Raw genomic sequence first — 25,542 nt, 5'->3', positions numbered from 1 at the left:
CGTCCATTCTTGTCAGAGAGCTTTACCCCTACGCGTCAGACCGGCCCGCCTCATTGGTCGGGCCCTCGCCTCACAGCAGGGAGGCATCGATGAACGCATCACCCACCATCCGCAAGAACGCAGCCGACCTGCACGTTGTCCCGAATTTTCGCGACTACGAACTCGAGCGAAGCCGTTTCTCTTGGGCGAACGCAGCAGCCTCGCTGGCACACGAGTCTGGCGGAGGAATCAACATCGCGTATCAGGCCGTCGACCGGCACTGCGCGACGAAGCTACGAGACAAGGTCGCGCTGCGCTTTCTGGGCCGCGATACCGCGGCGCGCGACATCAGCTTCGGGGAGCTCGCGACGCTCACCAATCGCTTCTGCAATGTGTTGCGTAGCCTGGGCATCGGCAAAGGAGACCGCGTCTTCATCCTCGCCGCTCGCATCCCGGAGCTGTATATCGCATTGCTCGGGGCCCTGAAGAACGGCAGCGTCGTCTCGCCCTTGTTTTCAGCCTTCGGCCCTGAGCCGATCGCCACCCGCGTGAACCTTGGGGCGGCGGCGCTGCTCGTGACCACCGATGCGCTCTATGAAAGAAAGATTGCCAACCAGCGCGAGGCCATGCCCACCTTGAAGCACGTGATGCTGGTGGGACAAGAAGGTTGCGCCACCCGCGCCCCTGGCACGCTCGACTTCGCCGCATTGATGAGCAGCGCATCCGATGCCTGCGCGTATGAGCCAACGTCGGCGGAGGACACGGCCCTGCTGCATTTCACCAGCGGCACCACGGGCACGCCCAAGGGCGCCTTGCACGTGCATGACGCCGCAGTGACGCATTGGGTCACCGGGCGCTATGCGCTCGATCTGCATGCCGAGGACATTTATTGGTGTACCGCCGATCCCGGTTGGGTAACCGGCACGTCCTATGGCGTGATCGCACCGTTACTGCATGGCGTGACATCGGTCGTCGATCGGGAAGATTTCGATGCCGAACGCTGGTACCGCATCCTTCAGGATGAAAGGGTTCGCGTCTGGTACACCGCCCCAACGGCCGTTCGCATGCTGATGAGAGCCGGGGCCGACATCGCGAGGAAATATACGTTCCCGCATTTGCGGTTCGTTGCAAGCGTGGGGGAGCCTTTGAACCCCGAGGCGGTCTGGTGGGGCAAGGACGTGCTTGGCCTGCCGATCCACGACAATTGGTGGCAAACGGAGACGGGCGGGATCATGATCGCCAATACGCCGGCCTTCGACATTAAACCTGGCTCGATGGGCAGACCGCTGCCCGGCATCGATGCGGCGATCGTCGAGCGTCGCGACGATCGCAGCGTGAAGATCATCGAAGAGGCCGGCACGCAGGGCGAGTTGGCGCTCAAACGCGGCTGGCCGTCCATGTTCAGAGGTTATCTGCACGACGAGGCGCGCTATCGCATGAGCTTCGCGGGGGACTGGTATTTGACGGGCGATCTGGCCCAACGCGATACGGACGGCTATTACTGGTTCGTCGGCCGGGCGGACGACGTCATCAAATCCGCCGGCCACCTGATCGGACCGTTCGAGGTGGAAAGCGCGCTCATGGAACACCCTGCCGTCGCGGAAGCCGGCGTCATCGGCAAACCGGACCCGGTCGTGGGCGAATCGGTCAAGGCGTTCGTGTCGCTCAACAAAGGTTTCGACGCTGGCGAAGCGCTTCGCATGGAACTGCTTGGCCATGCGAGAAAGCGCCTCGGTGCGGCGGTCGCGCCAAAGGACATCGCTTTCGTCGAACATCTGCCTCACACCCGCAGCGGCAAGATCATGCGCAGGTTGCTCAAGGCGCGCGAACTGGGTCTTGCTGAAGGCGATACGTCGACGTTGGAACCCTCTCCATGATGCCCGTCGATCATCCGGCGCCGCTGCCGCCATCTGGCCCGGTGCCCTACGAAAAGGAGTTCGCGCTGACTCTGCTGCGCGACATGCTGCGCGTGCGCAGGCTCGAAGAGAAATGCGCCGAGCTTTACGGTGCGGGCAAGATAAGGGGCTTTCTGCATCTGTACATCGGCGAGGAAGGCACCGGCGTCGGCGCGCTGCACGCGCTGACAACCGCGGACAACATCGTCGCCACCTACCGGGAACACGCTCATGCGTTAGTGCGCGGCATGCCGATGCCGGTGCTGATGGCAGAGATGTACGGCAAGCTCGAAGGCTGTGCCCATGGCCGCGGCGGCTCGATGCATCTGTTCGACCGTCACGCGCGGCTGTTCGGCGGAAACGCGATTGTGGCCGGCGGGCTACCGCTGGCGGTAGGGCTGGCACTTGCTGAAAAGATGCAGACGGGTCAACGCGTCACCGCGTGCTTTTTCGGAGATGGAGCGGTCGCCGAGGGCGCCTTTCACGAATCGATGAACCTCGCCGCCCTGTGGAAGCTGCCGGTTCTCTTCTGCTGCGAGAACAACCTTTATGCCATGGGAACGGCGCTGGAACGCAGCCAGTCGCAAACCGATCTGTGCGCGAGGGCGGCCTCCTACAACATGCCGGCCCGCTCGGCCGACGGCATGGACATCGTCGCCGTGCATGACGCGGCGAAAGAAGCGGCCGCTTATGTGCGAAATGGCGCAGGCCCCATGTTCCTCGAATTGCGCACCTATCGCTTCCGCGCACACTCGATGTATGACGCCGAGCTTTATCGTCAGAAGGCCGAAGTCGAACAGTGGAAAACGCGCGGCCCGATCCACACGTTCACTCAACGTCTGAAGGCCGAAGGCAAGCTCGCGGAAGACGAATTCCTCGCGCTCGATGCCGCTGCGAACGCCGAAGTGGAACGCGCGGTAGCGTTCGCCGAAGCCGGTACGTGGGAGCGAATCGAGGATCTGGCCAAGGATCTGTACACGTCCGGGACAGGTGCATCATGAGCGACCGACTCACTTACCGGGAGGCACTGCGCAAGGCCTTGAGCGAGGCGCTGACGAACGACCCCCGAGTGTTTCTGATGGGTGAGGATGTGGGCCGCTACGGCGGCAGCTACGCGGTGTCGGCAGGGTTGCTCGAAGCGTTCGGGCCGGAGCGCATCCGCGACACCCCGCTCTCCGAGCTCGCCTTCACCGGGGCGGGCATTGGCGCGGCGCTTGGCGGCATGCGGCCCATCGTCGAAGTCATGACGGTGAACTTCAGCCTGCTGGCGCTCGATCAGATCGTCAATACGGCCGCGCTCTATCACCATATGTCGGGCGGGCAATTTTCAGTGCCGCTAGTCGTGCGCATGGCAACGGGTGCGGGTCGTCAGGTCGCTGCACAGCATTCGCACAGCTTCGAGGGCTGGTACGCGGGCATTCCAGGCATCAAGGTTCTCGCGCCCGCCACCATCGAAGATGCGCGCTACATGCTCGCGCCCGCTCTCGCCGATCAAGACCCGGTGCTGATCTTCGAGCACGCGGGGCTTTACAACATGGAAGACGAATTGCCGGGTGACGTGACGAGCGTGGACATTCGTTCGGCAAAGGTGAGACGCGTGGGCAACGACGTTGCGATCCTTGCCTACGGCGGCTCTTTGCATAAGGCGTTGCAGGCTGCCGACGCACTTGCCGGCGACGGCATCGTTGCCGAAGTCGTCGATCTTCGCGTGCTGCGGCCGTTGGACGATGCAACGATCATGGCGTCAGTGGCGAAGTGCCGGCGTGCCGTGATAGTGGACGAGTGCTGGCGCAGCGCAAGCGTTGCCAGCGAAATCATGGCGCGCATCGTCGAGCAGGCTTTCTACGAACTGGATGCACCCGTGGCCCGCGTCTGTTCGGAAGAGGTGCCGATTCCCTACGCCCGGCACATGGAAGAGGCGGCCTTGCCGCAGGTCGACAAGATCGTCGCCTCAGTGAAGCGGTTGCTCCCATGAACGCTTCGCACCTGAACGGGAACAACGCATGATCGAATTCACCCTGCCTTCCATGGGCGCAGACATGGACGAGGGAACCCTGCTCGAATGGAAGGTGAAGCCGGGTGACGCCGTCAAGCGAGGCCAGGTGGTAGCCGTCGTCGACACCAGCAAGGCCGCCGTGGACGTCGAATGCTGGCAAGAGGGGGTAGTCGATGAACTGATCACCCAGCCTGGCGAGAAAATCCCTGTGGGTACGCCTATGGCGATATTGCTCGAGCCGGGAGAGGCGCCGCGTGCCGTGGCGCCCACGCAAGGGGCTGCACGCCCCCGCGCCGACAGCGGGCAACTCACCCCGACCGAAGCAATCGCCGCGACGACAACTCCACGCCGCAAGATCTCGCCGGCGGCGCGCAGGTATGCACAGGAACACCACATCGATCTCGACGCCATCACCGGCACGGGGCCGCAAGGCTCCGTCGCGCTCGACGACGTCAGGCAGATCATCGCGCGAGCCGCCGCGCCGATGCCGACAGCTCCAGCTGTCGATCGGATCGCAGAAATGAGGAAGGTGATCGCGAGCGCAATGGAACACTCCAAGCGCGAGATTCCGCATTACTACGCGTCCGAGACGATCCCGCTCGGCAAGGCGCTGGGCTGGCTCGCTGCTGAGAACGCGAAACGGTCGATCGGGGAAAGACTGCTTCCGGTCGTTCTACTGCTGAAGGCGGTGGCCGTCACGCTGAAGCGTTTTCCCGAACTGAACGGCTTCTATCGAGAAGGCGCCTTCGCCGCAGCGCAGAAGGTTAACGTCGGGGTCGCAATTTCGCTCCGCCAGGGCGGCCTGATTGCGCCCGCCCTGCTCGATACGGATATCAAGCCGCTGACACAAATCATGCATGAGCTGATGGACCTCACCACACGCTGCCGCGCAGGCTCATTGAAGAGTTCCGAACTCTCGGAGCCGACTATCACGGTGACCAATCTCGGCGAGCAGGGCGCCACCGAGGTCTTCGGCGTGATCTATCCGCCTCAGGTCGCACTGGTGGGATTCGGTCGCATCGCGGAGCGGCCGTGGGCCGAAAGTGGCGGACTCAAGGTCATGCCGGCGGTGACCGCCAGCCTGTCGGCCGATCATCGCGTTTCGGACGGACACCGCGGCGCGTTGTTTTTGCTTGAACTCAGTGAAGCGCTGCAGCACCCCGAGGAGTGGGACCGATGAACGATATCGAAGTTCGTGCCGTTGTGCTGGCCACATTGAAATCGATAGCGCCGGAACTCGAGGAGCCGGCGCTGCGCGAAGATCGCCCCCTGCGCCTACAGGTCGACCTCGATTCGATCGACTGGCTCAACTTTCTGTTGAGGCTGCATGACAGACTCAAGGTCGAAATTCCCGAGTCCGATTACCAGAGGCTCGTCACGCTCGCCGATATCGTCAATTATCTTGTGGCGAGAGTCAGCGCGCCTCACAAGTCGGGAAGATAGTCGGGTTCGGGCAGCGCAGCGCCGGGCCGCGCTGCGTGCTCCGGCGCTTGCGCCGCTACTTCCACATGTAGTGCCGGCAGCGGACGTCGTAACGAATCTGGCGCGATGCCGCGCTTGAATGCCGCGATCAGGCCCACCGCTTCGAGATAGTTGTCGACCTCGTAGAACCGGCCTTGCGCCCACGGCAAATCCGCCAGCCGGTTGTGCATCATACTGATGTTCCCCCGTACCGCGATCACCGGGATGCCCTGCTCGAGCGCTGCCAGCATCGGCAGTCCGATGCAGCCGTCCGGGATCACGAGACAAGACACGTCCATCGCGGTGAGCACGCCGGGCGCACGCATGGACGCCTCGTCCGTGACGATCCGCGGACTCTGCTGCAGCCCCTTCAGCACACACATGAAGAAGCCGGTCGATATCGCCTCTGCCGCCATACGCGCGTCGACGACGCCGATGTCCTCGTGTGCCACGGCAACCGATTCGTACATCGGCGCATGCGCGGTGGGAATACCCAGCAGGGTCGAGACGGCGTGTGTCAGCAAGGCCTCCACCCCGCCCCAGGGATTGACCAGTTCGCCGTGGCTGCGGTAGTAGGCCGTACGGCAAGGGGCGTCCACCTGAACGCGTGTCGAAATGGCAAGCGCGTCGAATTGGCCGCGTTTTGCCCGCACCGCATCGAACAGGCGGTCGAGATGCCGGACCGCCCCACTCGCCCGCCCCGCCGGTGTCGCATGGGATGCAAGCTGCAGGGCCGGATCGATCAGCACGATGCCCGCTGACGAGAGGCCGTAAGTGGCGACGGCCGCGGCCACCGAGTTGATCGCCGCGTTCAGTACGGGGGCTTCTTCATGCGCTTCCACGGCGGCAAGTACGCGATTGGCGCGCGTAGGGCGCAGCCCGGCAGTGCCCATCAACAAACGCGAAAGCGTGCTGCCTTCGACGTACAGCGCATTGGCCGGCAACTCGTTCAGGTCGGATGCATTGACCGCGTTCGGGTGAGTAATGAGCGTGTCGCATACCGATGCCATGAGTTTCACCACGGGATTCGCGTCCCCGGCGTGACCGCCGATCGTGCATGCGATACCGGTCGGAATGACCAGCGCAACGTTGAATGCCCCCGTATTCTCGGCTTCGCGTTTCCGGAATTCGAACAGGGATCGCGAGCGTGCTGCGATCCCGGGTGCCACGCCTTCTACCACCGCAACGTCGCAACGCCACGACGCCGCACCCATAGCGTTCACGACGAATCTGATCGGGACCGACGAGGCCCCGATCTGCGCCATTACCCTCTTTTCAAGCCAGGACAGGGATCGTGCCGACGACGAGTCGACCGCAACGTCAAGCTCGAACTCTCGCACCTGCATGGTTGTCCTCCGCTGGCAACAAGACCTCCAAATGCGAGTGTGCACGGTGCGGCAACCGCCGGATTGACACACATCAACGACGGAGAGCGCATGGCGCATACGCTCGTTTTCGTGGGCCATGCCGTAGGGGGCTACCGCTCGCGCCGGCTCGAGCCACGCTTGACGAAGATCAAGGTGCAATGGCGGCGACGCACCAAAGTGACACTTGCAGGCCACCCGAAGCAGCCAGGTGCATATCAAAGCGTGCCGGAGGACAGATGAGGTTTCACTTTCCGATTACCATCATCGACGAGGACTTCCGCGCTGAGAACGTCAGCGGCTCTGAAATTCGAGCGCTCGCCTCCGCGATCGAAGCCGAAGGCGCGCAGGTAGCCGGGATTACGAGCTTTGGCGACGCCCGATCAATTGCCCGCCAGCACAGTCGTAGCGGTGCATTCATCTTGTCCATCGACGACGAGCAGTTCGAGGACGTTGCCTCTGCCTCGAAGACCTTGGACAACCTGCGCGAGTTCGTCCTTGAAATTCGCCACCGCAATTCACTTATTCCGATCTTCTTGTATGGGGAGACGCGGACATCCCGACATATCACAAACGACGTGCTTAAAGAGCTTCACGGCTTTATTCACATGTTCGAAGACACGCCCGAATTCGTCGCACGCCGGATCGTGCATGAGTCGAAAGTCTATCTAAGCCGCCTCGCCCCGCCTTTTTTCCGCGCACTCATCGACTACGCCGCGGACGGGTCATATTCATGGCATTGTCCGGGTCACTCGGGCGGCGTCGCGTTTCTGAAAAGTCCGGTCGGACAAATGTTTTATCAGTTCTTCGGAGAAAATCTGCTCAGAGCGGATGTCTCCAATTCAGTCGACGAACTCGGACAACTACTCGATCACACCGGCCCCGTCGCACAGTCGGAGCGCAATGCTGAACGCATCTTCGACTGCGATCACCTGTTTTTTGTGACGAACGGTACCTCGACTTCGAACAAGATCGTCTGGCATTCGATCGTGGCGCCCGGCGACATCGTGGTGGTCGATCGGAACTGCCGCAAGTCAGTGCTGCATGCCATCATCATGACGCGCGCAATACCGGTCTTTCTGCAGCCCACCCGCAATCACTACGGGATCATCGGGCCGATCCCCCGCGAGGCATTGGAATTCGAGCGCCTTCAATCGGCAATCCGCACCAATCCGTTCGCGGCGAACGGCGGTGACCGGCCGCGCCTCGTGGCAATCACGCAGAGTACCTACGATGGCATTCTGTACAACGCAGATGCGATCAAACGGATGCTCGACGGTAAGGTCGACATGCTGCACTTCGATGAAGCCTGGTTGCCCCATGCCACATTCCACGATCTCTACGATTCGATGCATGCGATTGGTGCCGGGACCACGCGGTGCCAGGATTCCCTGGTATTCGCAACGCAGTCGACGCATAAGGTGCTCGCAAGCCTGAGCCAGGCTTCCCAGATTCTCGTGCAGGACAGCGAGTCACGCTCCCTGGACCGGGAATGCTTCAACGAAGCGTTCCTGATGCACACGTCAACCTCGCCCCAATACGCCATCATCGCTTCGTGCGACGTCGCCGCCGCGATGATGGAACCTCCCGCAGGCACCGCACTCGTCGAAGAAGCCATCAATGAGGCCCTGGACTTCCGCCGAGCCATGCGCCAGATCTCGCTGGAATCGCACGGTAACTGGTGGTTTCAGGTGTGGGGGCCAAACGATCTCGTCGAAGAGGGAACCGGCACACGCGCCGATTGGAGGCTCGAATCGGGTGCCGCCTGGCACGGTTTCGGAGAAATTGCAGACGGCTTCAACATGCTCGATCCGATCAAAGTGACGATCCTGACACCGGGCTTGGACATCGAGGGCAAGTTCGCAGATATCGGGATTCCTGCCGCGATCGTCACAAGATACCTGGCCGAGCACGGAGTCGTCGTCGAGAAGACGGGCCTCTATTCCTTCTTCGTCATGTTCTCGATCGGCATCACGAAGGGCCGCTGGAACACGCTGGTGACATCGCTGCAGCAATTCCGGGACGATTTCGAAAACGACGTCGCGCTCAATCGCATATTGCCTGAGTTTGTGGCCAGGTACCCTCAGTACGAGAAGATGAATCTGCGGCACCTGTGCGCGGCGATACATGCCATGTACCGCCAGCACGACGTAGCACATCTGACGATGGCGATGTACTCGTCACCCATCGTGCCCGCGATGATTCCGGCCGACGCTTATGCGAAGGTTGCTCACGGTGAAGTCGAGCATCTCGACATCGAACTTTGTGAGGGACGGGTGGCCGCAAGCGTATTGACGCCGTATCCGCCCGGCATTCCGTTGCTCATACCGGGGGAGCGATTCAATCGTGCCGTCGTTGAATTCTTGAGATTTTCGAGGGCGTTCAACGAACGATTCCCTGGATTCGAAACCAATATCCACGGCCTCACGCAACGCCTCACGAACGCCGGCGTACGCTTCTATGTCGCCTGCCTCGCGGGCGAGGCGTTCGGCCAAATCGATGGAGAGGGTCCATGATCTTCGCCGATTCGCCGATCTGATCGTGTGTCTCCAGGCCCCTCCGGATTTCTACGCTGTTGGCGAGTTTTATCGTTCGTTTCCTCAAATCAATGACGAAGAAGCCGTCGAGATGCTGAAGCGAGAGCCACCGAAAGGAATCCCGCGTCTGAACCGAAGCGCGCCACGTGACATAACTTTCTCACTGGCACTTTGCCGGCAGGTTCGGCGATTTCGAATCTGCTGGGCGGTGATTGGAAAAGTGATGGTTGAGCGCCAACCGCCGTCAGCTCTTCATCGAGGTCAACTTCGCCCGTGGAGCGGCCGCCATCGGCGCGCGTCGAATAAGCGGCCGCAGTTCATCGAGCGTCCGCGCATTGAGCACGTCACTCTTTTCGAGCCAACCGCGCCGTGCTTCGTCGATTCCGTGGCGCAGATTGTCGAAATCGAACCGGCCGTGCGCATCCGAGTTGATCGAAACCAATATGCCCTCGGCCTTCGCCATCTGACAGTACGTGTCCGCCAAGTCGAGCCGCTCGGGGTGCGCGTTCAGTTCGAGATGACAGCCGCATTCGCGCGCCTTCCGAATCACCCGCACGAGATCGATATCGCACGGCGCCCGCTCCTCGATCAATCGCCCGGTCGGATGCGCGAGAATCGAAAAACATGGATTTTCCATCGCGCGCAACACGCGCTCCGTCTGTTTCGCCCGGGGCAATCCGAAGTGACTATGCACTGCGCCCACGACGACATCGAGGCGAGTCAGGATAGCGTCGGGCAGATCCAGGCTCCCGTCTTCCAGGATATCGACTTCGATGCCTTTGAGCAGCTTGATGCCTTCCAGCGTACGGTTGATCCGATCGATCTCTTCGATCTGTTTCGCGAGGCGCTTGGTGTCGAGACCGCGGGCGACCGCCAGGCGACTCGAATGATCGGTGATCGCAAGATAGGACAGGCCGCGCTCGCGCGCCGCAAGCGCCATGTCGAGCATCGTGTCGTGGCCGTCGCTGGCACTTGTATGTGCGTGAAGATCGCCTCGCAAGTCGCTGCGTTCGATGAGGGTCGGCAGCCGATGCGCGCGGGCAGCTTGCAGTTCGCCACGGTTTTCCCGCAGTTCGGCCGGAATCCATGGAAGGCCGATTGCTTCATAGACCGATTCCTCGGTGGCCCCGGCGATGCGCTTGTCTTTCCGGAATACACCGTACTCATTGATCTTCAAGCCGTGCTCCTGCGCAATACGGCGCATGGCGATATTGTGTGCCTTCGAGCCCGTGAAATACACGAGCGCAGCGCCGAAGCTGGCAGGAGCCACGACTCGCAGATCCACCTGCATACGGTTGCGCAACGTGATACTCGCGCGCGTCGCGCCCCGCGACAGCACTTCAGCGACCTCCTCGTAGCGCACGAAGCGTTGCATGACGGGGGCGGCGTCGTGCGCGGTGACGAGAATATCCAGATCGCCCACGGTTGCTGCGCGACGCCGAAAGCTGCCCGCGGCGACCACTTCGCGTGTGCCGGGTGTCGCCTTCAACCAGGCAATGAGCGGCTGCGCGTACTGCTCCGCCAGCGCGAGCCTGAAGCGGCGCGATTTGTGCAAATGCGCTTCGATGGTGTCGACGATGTGTCCTTCGGTCACCTCTCCGAAACCCGGCAACTCGCGGATACGACCTTCCTTCGCTGCCTGATGCAACTCTTCGATCGTCTGTACGTGAAGCGCATCGTGGATTGCACGCACACGTTTGGGGCCCAGCCCCTGCACCTGCAGCAACTCGGTGATCGCCGCCGGCATCTCGTTGTGCAGCCGTTCGAGCAGATCGCACTTGCCGGTCGCGGCGATCTCCCGCATCTTGCCCGCCAGGTCGTCGCCGATGCCCGGAATCACCTTCAGGTCTTCGTTCTGCTCGATCATCGTCGCCACGCTCTTGCCGAACTCCCCCACCGAACGCGCCGCGTTACGATATGCCCGCACACGAAACGGATTTTGTCCCTGGATTTCGAGCAGGTCCGCGATCTCGACAAAAATCGCGGCGATTTCGGCGTTATGAAGCGGCATGACTGTGCGACCCCGCCAATGTCACCAACAGGCCGAGAGCGACAACGTTCAGAGCATCCGTACGACGGTGTCGCGCATCGAGCCTTCAACCCAGACATCCTTGTACTTATCGAGCAACGCGGCGTAGTCTCGATCTTCCATCAGTTTTGCGTTGATCCGCTGCATTTCATCGAGACTGTCGGCGTCGAAGTGCCAGTGGATCCTGGCGCAGCCGTACTGTTCAGCACCGGAAAGAATCTTGAGCGAATAGCTCTTGTTCAGGTGCGCAGTCACCTCCGATGCAAACGCCAGCGCCAGCGGAAGCACCGCTGCATTCTTCACCGTCGCGGTGCGGACGAACCTATACATGGTCACCCTCCTTTCAATAGAAACTGACCTGTTCCGCCCCGTCGATGCGCGGCACGGAGCCGAACCGGGAAAGCCCATGTTAGGCAGTGCTGTCCGCTCGCGCATTGCGATAGGTCAATCAAGATCCCGGAAAACAAGGTACCCGACGGTCGCAAGGCAAGATCGCAAGGCAAGTCATCGGGAACAAAGGACCGCCAGCGCATGAGCTGAAGTGCGTTGCGGCCGGACACGATCCGATGGAGTTGCGTCAAGCGATCGTCAGTGCGGGCGAGCGCATTGTCGCTGAACTGCAGCGTATGGCAAAACCATGTTCGAGCACCGAGGAAATGCGTCAGATCGCGACCATATCGGCGAGCGGCGATGCCAGCATCGGGGAACTCGTCGCCAAGGCGGTCGAACGCGTCGGACCGGACGGCGCGGTCAGCGTCGAAGATGGATCAAAGATCGACGACGTGCTCGAGATCGTGGACGGTTCGCTGATCGACCGTGGCTACGTTTCGCCGCTGTTTGTCGAATCGGCCAGCGGTGAAGTGGTCCTCGAAGAGTCGCGGATTCTGCTTGCGGACACGAGCCTGACTTCGGTGGCCCACCTGTTACCCGTGCTCGAGGCCGTGACCACCAGCGCGCAGCCGCTGCTCGTCGTTGCAAACGAAGTCGAGGGCGAAGCGCTGGCGGCGCTCGTCGTCAACCATCTTCGAGGCACGCTCAAGTCATGCGCCGTTCGCTCGCCCGGCTTCGGAGAGGGGCGGTCCGAGCAGCTCGCGGATCTGGCGGCGCTCACGGGTGCAACGGTCATCTCTTCGCAAACCGGACGCAGCGTCGAGCATGTCACGCTGGAGGACCTGGGGTCCGCCCGTCGTGTCGAAGGTCACCCGTTCGGCGCTGCAGAACGCGATCTCGGTGGCGTCGCTGATGCTGACGACCGATTGCATGATCGCTGCGGCGCCTGGCTCTGACGGTCGGGCTTTTCGGCCGGACGAGTGAGCGCTTGGCGAGCCGTAGCATCTCTCGCATCGACGCCGGAGAAACCAATGAAATGTGTAACACTGTGAAACACGCGGCTACGCGACGGGACGCAAAAGTCCCTTATTTTCATGACATTGCCGTTCGCTGCGCCACGCAACGCGGTGCGCCGGCATACCCCGTGTTTTAAGAATCGCTTAAGCCGGCTTGAGCACCATCGGCGCTGCTATTCGCGATGGAGGCCGGCCTGATGACTGACCCGAAAGAACATGACACACCGCGCAAACCGCGCACCATGTTGCGGCGCATCCTGAGCCATCACGAACTCGCCACGCTGCTGCTCCTGCTTCATTCGCCGATCGACGTCTCCGCCAAACCCGAGATCCCGATGCTCCAGGAGGCGGGACTCGTCGAGCCCATCACCTCCGAAGCGGGCGACGTTCGCTTCCGGCTGACGGACGACGGCAACGCCATTCTTCGCGGGCTCGGACTGCGCTGAGCTTTCTTGCACCACCATGGCAAATGCGCTCACGCAAAGTGAGCGGGATGAGCATCGAAACCGGCCGGGCGGCTGCCTACACTTCGACGCGTAACGGGTCGGCATAAGCGGTGGGAGCTGGCCATGCATGCCACATCGGTGCTACGGCGTCTATAAATAGGCATGGGCGCCCAAATGCACCCGGGACACCAAGATGCCCTGCGCGCAAAGCACGCGCAGACATGGCCAAAGGAGACATTCATGACGTCAGCACAGCGCTTTGTAGCGGCGCGCGACTTCCTGTTGCGCTACCGCAGCGACTACGACCACGCCTACGGCGAATTCGCGTGGCCGGCGCTCGACGACTTCAATTGGGCAATCGATTACTTCGACGAGATGGCGCGCGGCAACGACAACCCGGCGCTCATGTTGGTCGATGCAGACACAGGCCAGACCACCCGGCTTTCGTTCGCGCAAATGTCCGAGCGTTCGTCGCGCATCGCGAACCACCTGCGCGAACTGGGCGTCGGACGCGGCGATCGCATCCTGCTCATGCTGCCCAATCGCGTCGAGCTGTGGGATGCCATGCTCGCGGCGATCAAGCTTGGCGCCGTGCTGATGCCTGCCACGACGCAGCTTTCCGCCGACGATCTCAACGATCGCATCGCGATCGGTCAACCCACGTTCGCGATCGTCGATTCGGCCGAGTGCGGCAAATTCGACGAAATCGGCGCCGAATTCGTCAAGATCGCCGTCAGCGTCGACGAGCAGGCTGTGCCGCCGGGCTGGCACAGTTTCGCCAAGGGCTACGTTGCCTCGCCGGCCTTCGCACCGCAAGGCGCCACGCGCGCTTGCGATCCTCTGCTGCTGTACTTCACGTCGGGCACGACGTCCAAACCGAAACTCGTCGAGCACACGCACGAGAGCTATCCGGTCGGCAGCCTGTCGACAATGTACTGGATCGGCCTGCAACCGGGCGACATCCATTGGAACATCAGCTCGCCGGGCTGGGCCAAGCACGCATGGAGCTGCTTTTTTGCGCCATGGAATGCCGGGGCCTGCGTCTTCGTGCTCAGCTTCACGCGCTTCGACGCCAAGGCCACGCTCGACACGCTCGTGCGCCATGGCGTCACGACGCTGTGCGCGCCGCCGACAGTCTGGCGCATGCTGGTGCAAGAGCCACTCGGGAGCTATGCCGTTTCGTTGCGGGAAATCGTCGGTGCGGGCGAGCCGCTCAACCCCGAGGTCATCGAGCGCGTGAAGTCGGCCTGGGGCATCACCATCCGCGACGGCTACGGCCAAACCGAAACGACCTGCCAGATCGGCAACTCTCCCGGGCAACCCGTGGTCCCGGGCTCAATGGGCAGGCCGATGCCGGGCTACCGTGTCGAACTCGTCGATCCGGACGGACAGCCTGCCGAAGAAGGCGAGATCGCGCTACCGCTTGCCGCGACAACTACGGCCGCCCAACGCGGCCAAGGCCCGCTCGGTTTGATGACGCGCTACGCGAACAACGCCGCTGCCACCGCGCACGTCATGCGCGACGGCCGCTACCACACGTCCGACATCGCGCTGCGCCGGCAAGACGGTTACTTCGTCTACGTCGGTCGCGCCGACGACGTATTCAAATCGTCGGACTACCGCCTGAGCCCGTTCGAACTCGAGAGCGTTCTGATCGAGCATGAGGCTGTGGCCGAGGCCGCTGTCGTGCCGAGCCCCGACCCGCTACGGCTGTCGGTCCCGAAGGCTTACGTCATGCTGCGCCACGGTTACACCTTCACGTCCGCACTCGCCAAAAGCATCTTCGCTTTTTCCCGCGAACGGCTCTCGCCTTACAAGCGCATCCGCCTGCTCGAAGCTTACGAATTGCCGAAAACCATCTCCGGCAAGATTCGTCGTGTCGAACTGCGCCGCCGCGAGCTCGAACGAGGCGACACCGCAGAGCGGTTCCCCGGCGAATACCGGGAAGACGACTTCCCCGAGCTGCGGTGACCGATGCCGCAATCGGCCATTCTGCTGCAGTCATCCTTGCAGGCGGTGCGCGCGAGCGCGCCGGCTTGCCGCTTTGCGCCGGGCACGCGCCCGACGCAGGTCACCCACCTACGAACCGGAGCTTATCGATGAGCGCACCTTCCGCCGCCAGCGCGAACACCCCGACTGTCAAGCTGCTGATCAACGGAGAATTCGTCGAATCCGCGACCACTGAATGGCGCGACATCGTCAACCCGGCCACCCAGGAGGTGCTGGCGCGGGTGCCGTTTGCGACGCGAGCCGAAATCGACGCCGCGGTGGGCGCCGCTCACGCCGCGTTCGCTCAGTGGAAGACCACGCCGATCGGCACGCGCGCCCGCATCATGCTGAAGTACCAGGCGCTGATCCGCGAGCACATGCCGCGCATCGCGAAGATTTTGACGGCCGAGCAAGGCAAAACGCTGCCCGATGCCGAAGGCGACATCTTTCGCGGCTTGGAAGTCGTCGAGCATGCCGCATCGATCGGCACCTTGCAGCTCGGCGAATTCGCCGAAAACGTGGCATCGGGCGTCGATACCTACACCCTGCGCCAACCGATCGGCGTCTGCGCCGGCATCACGCCGTTCAACTTTCCGGCCATGATTCCGCTCTGGATGTTCCCGATGGCGATCGTGTGCGGCAATACGTTCGTGCTCAAGCCGTCCGAGCAGGATCCGCTTTCGACGATGGCACTCGTCGAATTGGCGATCGAAGCCGGCATTCCGCGCGGCGTGCTCAATGTCGTGCATGGCGGCAAGGAAGTCGTCGACGCGCTCTGCACGCATGAGACGATCAAAGCCGTTTCGTTCGTCGGCTCGACGGCCGTCGGCACGCATGTCTACAACCTGGCGAGCCAGCACGGCAAACGCGTGCAGTCGATGATGGGCGCGAAGAACCACGCGGTGGTGCTGCCCGACGCCAATCGCGAACAGACGCTCAACGCCCTCGTCGGCGCAGGCTTTGGCGCCGCGGGGCAACGCTGCATGGCGACGTCGGCCGTGGTGCTCGTCGGCCAGGCGCGCGAATGGCTGCCCGACCTGATCGCACGCTCGAAGACGCTCAAGGTCAATGCCGGTGTCGAGCCGAACACCGATCTTGGCCCGGTCGTCTCCCGGACAGCCAAAGAGCGGATCGAGTCGCTCATCGCCAAGGGCGTCGAAGAAGGCGCGACGCTGGCGTTGGACGGCCGCGGCGTGCGCGTACAAGGCTACGAACAGGGCAACTTCGTCGGCCCGACGATTTTCACGGGCGTGACGACCGAGATGACGATCTACCGCACGGAAATCTTCGGCCCTGTGCTCGTGGTGCTCGAAGTCGACACGCTCGACGATGCCATCGCACTCGTCAACGGCAATCCGTTCGGCAACGGCGTCGGTTTGTTCACGCAAAGCGGCGCCGCGGCGCGCAAGTTCCAAAGCGAGATCGACATCGGGCAGGTCGGGATCAACATCCCCATTCCGGTACCCGTGCCGTTCTTCAGCTTTACGGGTTCGCGCGGTTCGAAGCTCGGCGACCTGGGCCCCTACGGCAAACAAGTGGTGCAGTTCTACACGCAAACGAAAACGGTCACGTCGCGCTGGTTCGACGATGCTGCATCGTCAGCGGGCGGCGTCAATACGACGATCAGCCTGCGCTGAGGCCGTCATTCATCTGCCACGGAGACACTCGCCATGAAAATCGGATTTATCGGACTCGGCAATATGGGCGCGCCGATGGCGCGCAACCTGCTCAAAAACGGACATGCGCTGCAAGCGTTCGACCTGAGCGAAGCGGCCTTGCGCTCGCTGGCCGAAGCGGGCGCGAGCACATGCAGTTCGCCGAAAGCGGCGGCAACCGACGTCGAGTTCGTCATCACGATGTTGCCTGCGGCGACGCACGTGCGCGCTGTACTCGAAGGCGAGCACGGCGTCCTGGCCGGCATCGCGCCGGGCGTGACGATCGTCGATTCGAGCACGATCGATCCGGCCAGCGCGCAGGCTTTTGCGCAGATGGCGGCGGCGCAAGGCAACGCCTTTGCCGACGCCCCCGTTTCGGGCGGCACTGGCGGCGCGGCCGCGGGCACGCTGACGTTCATGGTCGGCGCGAACGAAACGCTGTTCGCGAGCGTGAGCCCTGTGCTCGGCGCAATGGGCAAGAACATCGTCCGTTGCGGCGATACGGGCATGGGCCAGGTCGCGAAGATCTGCAATAACCTGCTGCTTGGCATCACGATGGCCGGCGTGGCGGAAGCCATGTCGCTCGGCGCCGCGCTCGGCATCGATCCGAAGGTGCTGGCCGGAATCATCAACACCTCGACGGGCCGCAGTTGGAGTTCCGATACCTGCAACCCGTATCCGGGGATCATCGAGACGGCCCCTGCATCGCGCGGTTACACCGGCGGCTTCGGCGCGAATCTGATGCTCAAGGATCTGGGCCTTGCGGCCGAAGCCGCCCGTTCGGCCAAACAGCCTATCTTCATGGGCGCGCTCGCGCAGCAGCTGTATCAGGCGATGAGCGCGGCCGGACGCGGCGGGCTCGACTTCTCGGGCATCATTTCGCTTTACGAACGGCGAGCCGACCCGTCGGAAATGGCGGCAAAGCCCTCCTCCCCCAACCTTTGACTGAAATTGAATCCACGGAGTCAACCGATGAATGCACGTGTCGAACCCTCGCAGGCCGCTCGCGACGGTGTACCGGGCGCCACGCAGCCGATCGAGGGACGCGTGCTGTATCACGTCGTCAACGGCGTCGCGATCCTGACGCTCGACCGGCCACAAGCGCTGAATGCACTCTCGCACGCGATGGTGCGGGAACTCGCCGAACACATCGAGCGCTGCCGCAAAGACGACTCCGTCGTCGCACTGGTGCTGCGCGGCAGCGGCGAAAAGGGCTTTTGCGCGGGAGGCGACGTGCGTGCCCTCTATCATGCCGCCAACGCGGGGAACGTCGACGGTGCGCAGGGCTGGCGCCAATTCTTCATCGACGAATACCGGCTCGATTTCGCGCTGCACGCCTTTCCGAAACCGATCGTCGCACTGGCCGACGGCATCACGATGGGCGGTGGCATGGGTCTCGCGCAGGCCGCCTCGCTGCGCGTCGCCACCGAGCGCAGCAAGATCGCGATGCCGGAGACGCGCATCGGCTTCGTCCCCGATGTGGGCGCCACGCGCTTTCTAAGCGTCATGCCGGTCGAACTCGCTTTGTATGTCGGTCTGACGGGCGCCGTGCTGTCGGGCGCGGATGCCGTTTACTGCGGCCTCGCCGATGTCTGGGTGCAGAGCGAATGGCTTCACGGATTCGAGGAACGCTTGGCGAAGCTGCCTGCGAATCAGGTTCGAGAGCGCCTGCGCGAAGCGTTCGTGCCGGCTACAACGCCGATGCCGCACGCGGCGATCGAACCGCTGGCGCCGCAGATCGAGAAGCATTTCGACGCGCGTTCGAGCGTCGCGGATATCTCTGCTTCGTTGGCATCGGCGCTGATTTCGAACCCGCCGGTGGACAGGCGTGCATGGCTGCAAAGCGCGCTCGACGCGCTGCACGGCTATTCGCCGACGATGCTGCATGTGACGCGCGAAGCACTCTTGCGCGGGCGGCGCATCAGCTTGGCCGATGCTTACCGGATGGAACTCGGCATCGTCTCGCGCGCAATCGAAGAAGGCGATTTCCGCGAGGGCGTGCGCGCGCATCTGGTCGACAAGGACCGTGCGCCGCGTTGGCAACCGTCTTCGCTCGAAGATGTGCGCCCCGAGCGCGTCGCGCATTTTCTGACATCGCCGTGGCCGAGCGCCCGGCATCCACTTGCGGACCTTGGCGAGCTGCCGCCGCAGCGCTCGTCGCAATTGCCGTCGTAAGCGCGAGGCGGTCCACACGTCGAGCGGGCGGCTTGGCGGTGGCCGCCCGCCTCGCTCGAAGCAACACCTATCGTCAACTTCAATAGGAACTGATGAGGCCCATCGCGATGGCCTTCACGACCGCTTGCACCTTGTTCGTCGCATTGAGCTTCAATAACACATTGTTGACGTGAAAATTGACCGTGCGCTCCGAGATGTTCAGGAGCTGCCCGATCTCGCCAGCCGTTTTTCCTTCGCCGGTCCAGCACAGCACCTCGCACTCACGTAGCGTGAGCACGACCTTCGCCTCGGGCGCCATCTTAGGCACGAGCAGTTCGCTCATCAACGCGTGCGACAGATCGGCAAGCCAGCTTGCTTGCAGCGTCAGTTGGTCGATCTCTGTGCTCGTCAACGGGTCGGCATGGCGGGCCATCGTCAGCAAGCCGTAAGCGCCGCGCGCGGCCCAACTCGAGTGCGCGACGCCGACCTTCAATCCAAAATCGTGCGCATCGCTCCAGAGCTTTGGCGCGTTGGCCGTAGTTTCAGGCCAGACGATCAGCCGCGAACTGGTCAACCCCTCTCGCACGGTTGGATCGACGTCGATGAAGCGACTTTCCTGATAGTGCTTCATCCATCCTGCCGGATAGGTGTCGAAGATCGCAACGGACGGATTCGACACCGGCAACGGCACCCTGATCCCGTAACAGCAGTATTCGAAGCCGAGTTGCTTCGTCAAATGTGCGATGCGGTCGAACAGCTGCCGCTCATCGGTTGCCGCGCGCAGCTGTTCGTAACTGTCCTGCCACCGCAAGGGCGATTCCATGAAAACCCCGAAAACGAAAAAGAACTGAGATACAACACTGTCATAGTTGCCAGCTCTCACGCGCGCGTCGGACTGCTACAGTCCGACGCATGAGTCTTCCGTCTGTCATGCGGTTCAGCGGCGGCGTCGACGGCCTGAATGAACAGAATGCCGTCCCACGAACTGCGCCGGCGGCGGGGGGAGCGTGCGCTCATGCGCAATTCCGCGCGCCATAAGGCCGAGGCGTCCGTTCCTTTCGAACGGACGGCGCTCGATCGATCCGCTAATCCATGCACAGAGCTCATTTATAAGCAAATCATCGGCTGATTTCAATCGCATTATCCGGAAAGACCCGCATGCCCTGAGGCTTTTGGTAGCTTCGGCACGACCGATCGCGCCGGGCTGTTCCCGTCAACGATGACAGTGAGAGGTCTTGATAGCGGAAATCACCGCGCGTGCGCGAACGTGCATTGCATCGGCGCGCTTGCCCGGGATCCGGGCGACGATTAATGCTCACGAAGGCGAGACGTTCGTTGTGGGCAATTAGCGCCGCTTCAATTCAACGTTGAATAAGCTCCCTCGCCCGGAGGGCGTGGCGCGCGTCGAGAGGGGCCGCCCCGCAGCGGGAGACCGCACCAGCCACTCGCAGTTGCAAGGCAATGCCCCCTACGTCCCAGCCCGAACTACTCGTTCTCGTCGAAGTAGTGACCGAATTTGACCTGCTTGGTGCGGATATATCGTTCGTTTTCGTCACGCACAGGGATCGCCAGCCCTACTCGCTCGCATACGGGGATACCGTGTTTCGCGAGCGTGTCGAACTTTTCGGGGTTATTGCTCATAAGGCGCACCGACTCGACTTTGAGCTCGCGCAGGATCGCCGCGGCGGAATCGTACTCGCGCGCGTCGTCGGGCAAGCCGAGTTCCTGATTCGCCTCGACAGTGTCGAGTCCCTGCTCCTGCAGCGCATACGCCCGAATCTTGTTCGACAGGCCAATCCCGCGCCCCTCGTGCCCACGCAGGTAGAGCAACACGCCCCGACCTTCCGCCGCGATATATCGCAGCGCAAGATCGAGTTGCTCGCCGCAGTCGCAGCGATAAGAGCCGAGCACGTCGCCGGTCAGGCATTCGGAGTGCAAGCGCGTGAGCACCGAGCCCCGGCCGCTCACATCGCCCATCACCAAAGCCAGATGTTCGGCTCCCCCCGCTGCGACACGATAGGCGTACGAGGTGAACGTTCCGTATCGGGTGGGCAAAGTGGCCTTGGCGGCGAGCGCGACGCTCTGCGCGGTGCTGTCGCCGTTGCTGCGCGGCGGCTGGGTGGGCGTAGACATGACTTCTCGAGAATGGCGTTGTAACGGTTCGTCAGCGCACCGACAGCCGGCGCGCGCACCGCGAGTTTAACCCCAATCACCGTTCGCGGCCCGCCACGTAAGCCGCTGCACGCCTTTGGAGCGCCTATACTGGGAGTCAGCCCCCGCGTTCGCAGCAGATTGCACTGCCAGGTCCGCAGCAAACCGATCCCCGCCCCCGAACGAGAAGACGGAGACTTACATGCCCAACGTTGCGCAAATCCTGAAGTTGAAGTTGGACGACCCTCTCGCTGCCCGGCGAGTGGCGGACCAGCCGGTCCTCACGATCGATGCCGGGGCCTCCGTCTTCGAAGCCGTGAAGATGATGTCGCAGTACCGGATCGGCGCGCTGATCGTGACGGAGGGCAGTGAGAAGAAGATCGCGGGAATCATTACGGAGCGCGATTACGCGCGCAAGATCGTACTGATGGATCGTTCGTCGAAATCGACGCCCGTCAGCGAAATCATGACGAAGCAGGTGTTGCACGTGCGGATGGCCGACACCGCCGAAGCCTGCATGGCTTTGATGACCGAACACCGAATGCGGCACCTGCCCGTCGTCGATAACGGCAAGCTCGTCGGGATGGTTTCGATCGGCGACCTCGTCAAAACCATCATCTCAGAGCAGCAGTTCACGATCCAGCAGCTCGAGCACTATATCTCGGGCGTGCATACCTGACAGCCGCGAATATCCCAAAGCCGACGGGCGCGCTCACGCGCTCCGCCGGGTCGGCGCCTGGGCCTCCCGCCTGGGCCTTGCGCCTGGCCTCGTCTCACGAGCCAAAATAGAGCGATCCGGGCCCCCTGGGCTCGCGCGCGCCCGATTCGCTATGCGTCCCGGGCGTCGCGCCGTAGCCGCTCGTATCGGCTGAAGCGCCGCTCGTCCGCGGATCGACGCGACGCTGTGCCGCTTCGACGTCCGCGGGATAAGTCGTTTCGTCGCCCTGACCGCGATAACCGGCATCGGCCAACTGTTGCAGCTGTGTCAATACGACAGCACGGCCGACAGGTTGCGCTTGCTGCGCAAAGCCAAGCGCGGGTGCGGCCAGCGCGCCCGCGAACAATGCCGCGGTAAAAATCGATTTCATCGTGATTTCCTCCAGTCAAATGGGTCTGGCATCTGCCGACACTGGAGGGCAGTCTACGTTTTGAACGGTCAGCGAAACATATCAGTTCGCGTTAATCACCTTTGCAGGAACGGCAAATATCAAAAGTCCCGCTTGCGGGTTATCTCAACAATTATCGTAAACATACATCGATGAAATCGGTTTAAGTCGATGCCCACTACGAAAACTGGTGAGTCGACATCAAATATATTCCAATGAGACACAATACAATTGAAATCGATCTCATGCGTACGTCCATCGAAGTTCTATTCCAAAAAGAGCCGATTTAACCGATCGAACGCTGACAACCGCCAAAACGCGAGAGCGATAGTTGATAGGTCTGATATCATCTCGCAAAAAACCGACCACCCGGAATTGCGCAAAAGGCCATCCCGATTTACCTGTTCCGGGCAAGTAATATTTTCGACACGTGAGGACTTGTTATGCCGCGCCATTTCATAGAACCGATGTCATCGCTTTGGCGTGCAACAGATGAAAAATCGTGGTTTGAGGCGCTTGCCCTGTTGGGGAGAAAATACGGCTTCGAGCACACGTTGTATGCCGTAGTGCCGCGCCCCGGCATGCGATTCAGCGACGCCTACTTGCGCAGCACTTATGACGCCGAATGGCGTCAGGTCTACGACGAAAGGGCTTTGTTCCGAATCGACCCTACCGTTGCACACTGTTTGACGCAAACGTCGCCACTCATTTGGACGTCCTCTCATTTTTCCGAGCGAAACCAGCAGGAGATGTATGAAGAGGCTTGCCTGCACGGGCTCTGCACCGGTGTTTCATTGCCTATTCACGGCCCCAGGCAGGAGGTTGGAATGTTGTGCTTCGTGCGAAGCGACGGCGCCCGCGATGCGCTCGATTCGCACGTGGAACGTATGTTACCGATGCTGACTTTGCTGCGCGACGTCGCCTTCGACACGAGCCGACGGTTTCTGGACGGATACACCGAGAGGCTCATGCCGAAGTTGACGCCGCGTGAATACGAGTGTTTGAAATGGACCGCGCAAGGAAAATCGACGTGGGAAATCGCAAAAATCTTCGGCTGTTCAGAGGCGACCGTGAACTTCCACATGACCAACATTCGTAGCAAGTTCGGCGTCAGTTCACGAAGCGCCGCTGCCGTCAAGGCGACCCGAATGGGGCTGATCGATCTTGATTGACAAGGGCGGGGCGAAGCGCAGCAGGCCTTTTTTGCGAAACGCTACGAATGTCCTCGTCCGAGATTAACGCTTCGAAATATAGCCGGAGGAGGATCATTACGGGTTTTGGAATATTTGCCCCGAGCTCGAAACGACTTCCCCGGGATTGCGTTACGCCAAATCTGGCCCAGAAAGTTTTTTGGCTTTCCCTGACCTGCTTTCGGTAGCTTTGAATGAACGCGCTGTCTATTTCGGTTCGGACCGGTCGGGCCGCGCCTTCGATTTCCGGTTGACGAATATCGGCTATGGACATGGATATCACCTGGTGAGGGAACGTGCTCGATACCCGAATCATCCCAAGTGTCGCGTATGTTTTGTACCTATCTTGCTTGCCAGTTACCACCAGCACGCAAACTGCATATGGTCTATGCCCCTCAGGTGACACAACCCCGGGAGAGCGAGATGAATGCGAAGATCACGATCGACAAACAGCGTAGCTTCGATCTCGACGCACTGGCGCAGATGTACCGCTTGCGCGCCAGGATTTTCAGGGAACGGATGGGATGGGAAGTCGCCGTTTTGTCCGGAATGGAAATCGACGATTACGACGCGCGATCACCATACTACATGCTCGTGCGCGACGAGGCGGGGGCCGTGTGCGGCTGTTGGCGGCTGCTGCCAACGGAAGGCCCCTATATGTTGCGCGATACGTTTCCTCAGTTGCTTTATGGGCAAGCCGCACCTGCCTCCCCGCGCGTATGGGAGCTGAGCCGCTTTGCGATCGTCTCTCCGGAGCAGGCCGGTTACGGCTTCGGCGAACTCGCCTTCGATGCGATGCGCGCGGTCGTCTCTTTCGCCGATCGCATGGGCGTGACGAGCTACGTGACGGTCACGACCACGGCCGTCGAGCGGCTGCTTGCGCGGGCACGAATACAAATGCGGCGTTTCGGCCCACCGGTGCGCATCGGCAACGTGTCGGCCGTCGCGCTGGAGATCGACCTCGGTGCCCAGACACACGAGGCCTTGTTCGGCCGTGCGCGGCCGGCGAATTCAGAGCGGGAACGGCTCGAGCAAACGCTTTGTGCCACTGACGAATGCGCTGCCCGGCTCACAGAACCGCAAAGGCTCGTGCATTTAACGCGACAGGCCGATACGCTTGGTCGTTGCGATTCGGGCGAGGGACGGATCGCCGTGATTTAAGCGTCCTATCCAAAGTGCGCCGTCTCCGCAGAGATCGACGCCGTCCGCTTACGCGTCCCCGGGGGCGAATCACGCACCAGGCATTTAACGACCATGAAGCGCGCCAGTTCGACCGTATCGACGGGCAATTCGTCGCGTTCGAGCGGCACGATGGGATGGACGAAATCGTCACGTCGAATTCGGAAGATCAGATATGGCCCGAAGCTCGCTCGCCGCACGATGATTCGACAGCCATTCCCAAAAGCGCTCGACCTTGCGCACTTGCACCGCGTTGTCGGGGCACACGAAGTAGTAACGCGCCCCGCTATCGGCGAGGGTGTCGAACGGCATGACGAGTCGCTCGCCGGCGATGTCCTCTGCCGACAGCGTCGCATCTCCAATGGCCACGCCGAACCCTTGCATCGCCGCGTTGGTTGCGAGATCGAGCGTGTCGAAACTTGGGCCTGAGTCGGCATCGATGCCGCTTACACCGGCTCTGGCAAGCCAGAGCTTCCAATCGCGATGATCGCGCGTCGGATGCAACAACGTATGGTTGGCCAGATCGGCCAAGTCGTTCAACGGCTTGCCGATCAGCAATTGCGGCGCGCACAGCGGCGTCAATCGCTCTTCGAACAGCACCATGGCGCGTACGCCGCTTCCGGCGGACGAACCGTAGACGATAGCCGCGTCGAACGGCTCCACGTCGAAATCGACATCGTGCCGCCACGTCGTCGTAATTTGCAGCTGCAGGTCGGGATGCTCGCTCTGAAAGCGCATGATGCGCGGCAACATCCAGCGCATGACGCAGGTCGGCACTTTGAGTGCGAGATCGGCCTGCTGACGCGTCAGGCGCAGCGACACTTCTTCGATCCTGGCAAAGCTTTCTTTAACGGCCGGCAACAGCAGCTCGCCTTCGGCAGTCAGAGAGAGGCCGCGCGGATGACGCTTGAACAGGGGAAACCGGTAGTAATCCTCCAGGGCGAGAATCTGCCTGCTGACGGCCCCCTGGGTGACGCAAAGCTCGTCGGCCGCGCGCGTAAAGCTGCGGTGACGCGCAACGGTTTCGAACACTTGCAGTGCATTGAGCGGCGGTAGGCGACGCAT

The 25,542-nt window shown here is 61.9% G+C and carries 22 protein-coding genes and 2 pseudogenes; 16 read left to right on the top strand and 8 right to left on the bottom strand.

Annotated elements, in window-relative coordinates; translation table 11 throughout:
• Positions 1-89: 89 nt before the first annotated feature.
• From acsA to C0Z19_RS01580, 5 genes are read left to right on the top strand one after another with little or no spacing between them, the layout of a single operon-like run.
• Entirely contained in the window at positions 90-1,856 is a 1,767-nt protein-coding gene (acsA, locus tag C0Z19_RS01600; RefSeq protein WP_102608022.1) for an acetate--CoA ligase, read from the top strand.
• A complete protein-coding gene (pdhA, locus tag C0Z19_RS01595; protein WP_102608021.1) occupies positions 1,853-2,875 on the top strand; it encodes a pyruvate dehydrogenase (acetyl-transferring) E1 component subunit alpha in 1,023 nt (340 codons plus the stop codon). Before acsA ends, pdhA begins: the two co-directional genes overlap by 4 nt.
• Entirely contained in the window at positions 2,872-3,849 is a 978-nt protein-coding gene (locus C0Z19_RS01590) for an alpha-ketoacid dehydrogenase subunit beta (RefSeq protein ID WP_102608020.1), read from the top strand. Before pdhA ends, C0Z19_RS01590 begins: the two co-directional genes overlap by 4 nt.
• A 28-nt stretch (positions 3,850-3,877) precedes the next feature.
• Positions 3,878-5,050: a dihydrolipoamide acetyltransferase family protein gene (locus C0Z19_RS01585; protein WP_102608019.1), complete on the top strand. Its 1,173-nt coding sequence runs from the start codon at positions 3,878-3,880 to the stop codon at positions 5,048-5,050.
• A complete protein-coding gene (locus tag C0Z19_RS01580; RefSeq protein WP_102608018.1) occupies positions 5,047-5,313 on the top strand; it encodes an acyl carrier protein in 267 nt (88 codons plus the stop codon). Before C0Z19_RS01585 ends, C0Z19_RS01580 begins: the two co-directional genes overlap by 4 nt.
• Here the strand turns inward: C0Z19_RS01580 and C0Z19_RS01575 are convergent.
• Positions 5,295-6,596 carry a DUF3326 domain-containing protein gene (locus tag C0Z19_RS01575; protein WP_233195940.1) on the bottom strand — a complete coding sequence of 434 codons (1,302 nt, stop codon included), beginning with the start codon at positions 6,594-6,596 and terminating at the stop codon, positions 5,295-5,297. The genes C0Z19_RS01580 and C0Z19_RS01575 overlap by 19 nt on opposite strands.
• Positions 6,597-6,767: 171 nt before the next feature.
• Here C0Z19_RS01575 and C0Z19_RS28155 point away from each other — a divergent pair, with 171 nt between their 5' ends.
• Both C0Z19_RS28155 and C0Z19_RS01570 read left to right on the top strand, forming a co-directional pair.
• Positions 6,768-6,938, top strand: coding sequence for a hypothetical protein (locus C0Z19_RS28155; RefSeq protein WP_158242932.1), 171 nt, complete (start codon positions 6,768-6,770; stop codon positions 6,936-6,938).
• Positions 6,935-9,211, top strand: a complete 2,277-nt coding sequence (locus C0Z19_RS01570; RefSeq protein WP_102608016.1) for an arginine/lysine/ornithine decarboxylase — start codon at positions 6,935-6,937, stop codon at positions 9,209-9,211. The genes C0Z19_RS28155 and C0Z19_RS01570 overlap by 4 nt, the downstream gene beginning before the upstream one ends.
• 265 nt (positions 9,212-9,476) lie before the next feature.
• On the opposite strand, the gene polX is transcribed toward C0Z19_RS01570, so the two are convergent.
• Positions 9,477-11,243: a DNA polymerase/3'-5' exonuclease PolX gene (gene polX / locus C0Z19_RS01565; RefSeq protein WP_102608015.1), complete on the bottom strand. Its 1,767-nt coding sequence runs from the start codon at positions 11,241-11,243 to the stop codon at positions 9,477-9,479.
• A gap of 48 nt (positions 11,244-11,291) precedes the next feature.
• Positions 11,292-11,591 carry a hypothetical protein gene (locus C0Z19_RS01560; protein WP_102608014.1) on the bottom strand — a complete coding sequence of 100 codons (300 nt, stop codon included), beginning with the start codon at positions 11,589-11,591 and terminating at the stop codon, positions 11,292-11,294.
• A 197-nt stretch (positions 11,592-11,788) separates the two neighbouring features.
• Between C0Z19_RS01560 and C0Z19_RS01555 the strand changes: the two are divergent.
• The 6 genes and pseudogenes from C0Z19_RS01555 to C0Z19_RS01530 form a co-directional block, all read left to right on the top strand.
• Positions 11,789-12,457, top strand: a pseudogene (locus C0Z19_RS01555) (TCP-1/cpn60 chaperonin family protein); the annotation flags it as partial.
• Positions 12,458-12,804: 347 nt separating this feature from the next.
• Positions 12,805-13,053 (top strand): hypothetical protein, encoded by a 249-nt coding sequence (locus C0Z19_RS01550; protein ID WP_102608168.1) that lies wholly within the window; start codon positions 12,805-12,807, stop codon positions 13,051-13,053.
• A 240-nt stretch (positions 13,054-13,293) separates the two neighbouring features.
• Entirely contained in the window at positions 13,294-15,024 is a 1,731-nt protein-coding gene (locus C0Z19_RS01545) for an AMP-binding protein (protein ID WP_102608167.1), read from the top strand.
• A gap of 128 nt (positions 15,025-15,152) precedes the next feature.
• Positions 15,153-16,679 (top strand): CoA-acylating methylmalonate-semialdehyde dehydrogenase, encoded by a 1,527-nt coding sequence (locus tag C0Z19_RS01540; RefSeq protein ID WP_102608012.1) that lies wholly within the window; start codon positions 15,153-15,155, stop codon positions 16,677-16,679.
• 33 nt (positions 16,680-16,712) lie between these two features.
• Positions 16,713-17,642, top strand: a complete 930-nt coding sequence (mmsB, locus tag C0Z19_RS01535) for a 3-hydroxyisobutyrate dehydrogenase (protein ID WP_102608011.1) — start codon at positions 16,713-16,715, stop codon at positions 17,640-17,642.
• A 27-nt stretch (positions 17,643-17,669) separates the two neighbouring features.
• Positions 17,670-18,872: an enoyl-CoA hydratase/isomerase family protein gene (locus C0Z19_RS01530; protein ID WP_102608010.1), complete on the top strand. Its 1,203-nt coding sequence runs from the start codon at positions 17,670-17,672 to the stop codon at positions 18,870-18,872.
• A 79-nt stretch (positions 18,873-18,951) separates the two neighbouring features.
• Here C0Z19_RS01530 and C0Z19_RS01525 read toward each other — a convergent pair whose 3' ends face one another.
• Together C0Z19_RS01525 and ribA are read right to left on the bottom strand one after the other, a co-directional pair.
• Positions 18,952-19,674 carry an autoinducer binding domain-containing protein gene (locus C0Z19_RS01525; protein ID WP_102608009.1) on the bottom strand — a complete coding sequence of 241 codons (723 nt, stop codon included), beginning with the start codon at positions 19,672-19,674 and terminating at the stop codon, positions 18,952-18,954.
• Between the two features lie 662 nt (positions 19,675-20,336).
• Positions 20,337-20,984 carry a GTP cyclohydrolase II gene (gene ribA / locus C0Z19_RS01520; RefSeq protein ID WP_102608008.1) on the bottom strand — a complete coding sequence of 216 codons (648 nt, stop codon included), beginning with the start codon at positions 20,982-20,984 and terminating at the stop codon, positions 20,337-20,339.
• Between the two features lie 220 nt (positions 20,985-21,204).
• On the opposite strand from ribA, the gene C0Z19_RS01515 reads away from it, so the two are divergent.
• On the top strand, positions 21,205-21,681 hold the full coding sequence (locus C0Z19_RS01515) for a CBS domain-containing protein (protein WP_102608007.1): 477 nt from the start codon (positions 21,205-21,207) through the stop codon (positions 21,679-21,681).
• Between the two features lie 94 nt (positions 21,682-21,775).
• Here C0Z19_RS01515 and C0Z19_RS01510 read toward each other — a convergent pair whose 3' ends face one another.
• Complete coding sequence (locus C0Z19_RS01510) at positions 21,776-22,090, bottom strand: DUF4148 domain-containing protein (RefSeq protein ID WP_102608006.1); 315 nt, start codon at positions 22,088-22,090, stop codon at positions 21,776-21,778.
• A gap of 485 nt (positions 22,091-22,575) precedes the next feature.
• Between C0Z19_RS01510 and C0Z19_RS01505 the strand changes: the two genes are divergently transcribed.
• Positions 22,576-23,280: a helix-turn-helix transcriptional regulator gene (locus C0Z19_RS01505; RefSeq protein ID WP_102608166.1), complete on the top strand. Its 705-nt coding sequence runs from the start codon at positions 22,576-22,578 to the stop codon at positions 23,278-23,280.
• Here the strand turns inward: C0Z19_RS01505 and C0Z19_RS28990 are convergent.
• On the bottom strand, positions 23,243-23,572 hold the full coding sequence (locus C0Z19_RS28990) for a helix-turn-helix domain-containing protein (RefSeq protein WP_425330260.1): 330 nt from the start codon (positions 23,570-23,572) through the stop codon (positions 23,243-23,245). The two genes, C0Z19_RS01505 and C0Z19_RS28990, sit on opposite strands and share 38 nt — an antisense overlap.
• A 149-nt stretch (positions 23,573-23,721) precedes the next feature.
• Here C0Z19_RS28990 and C0Z19_RS01495 point away from each other — a divergent pair.
• Positions 23,722-24,291, top strand: a pseudogene (locus C0Z19_RS01495) (acyl-homoserine-lactone synthase); the annotation flags it as partial.
• A gap of 336 nt (positions 24,292-24,627) precedes the next feature.
• Here C0Z19_RS01495 and gcvA read toward each other — a convergent pair.
• Positions 24,628-25,542, bottom strand: coding sequence for a transcriptional regulator GcvA (gene gcvA / locus C0Z19_RS01485; RefSeq protein ID WP_102608005.1), 915 nt, complete (start codon positions 25,540-25,542; stop codon positions 24,628-24,630).

This window comes from Trinickia soli, assembly GCF_002879855.1.
Lineage (GTDB): Bacteria > Pseudomonadota > Gammaproteobacteria > Burkholderiales > Burkholderiaceae > Trinickia > Trinickia soli.
The sequence above is the reverse complement of the archived record's forward strand: the minus strand, read 5'-3'. Positions and strand labels throughout refer to the sequence as shown.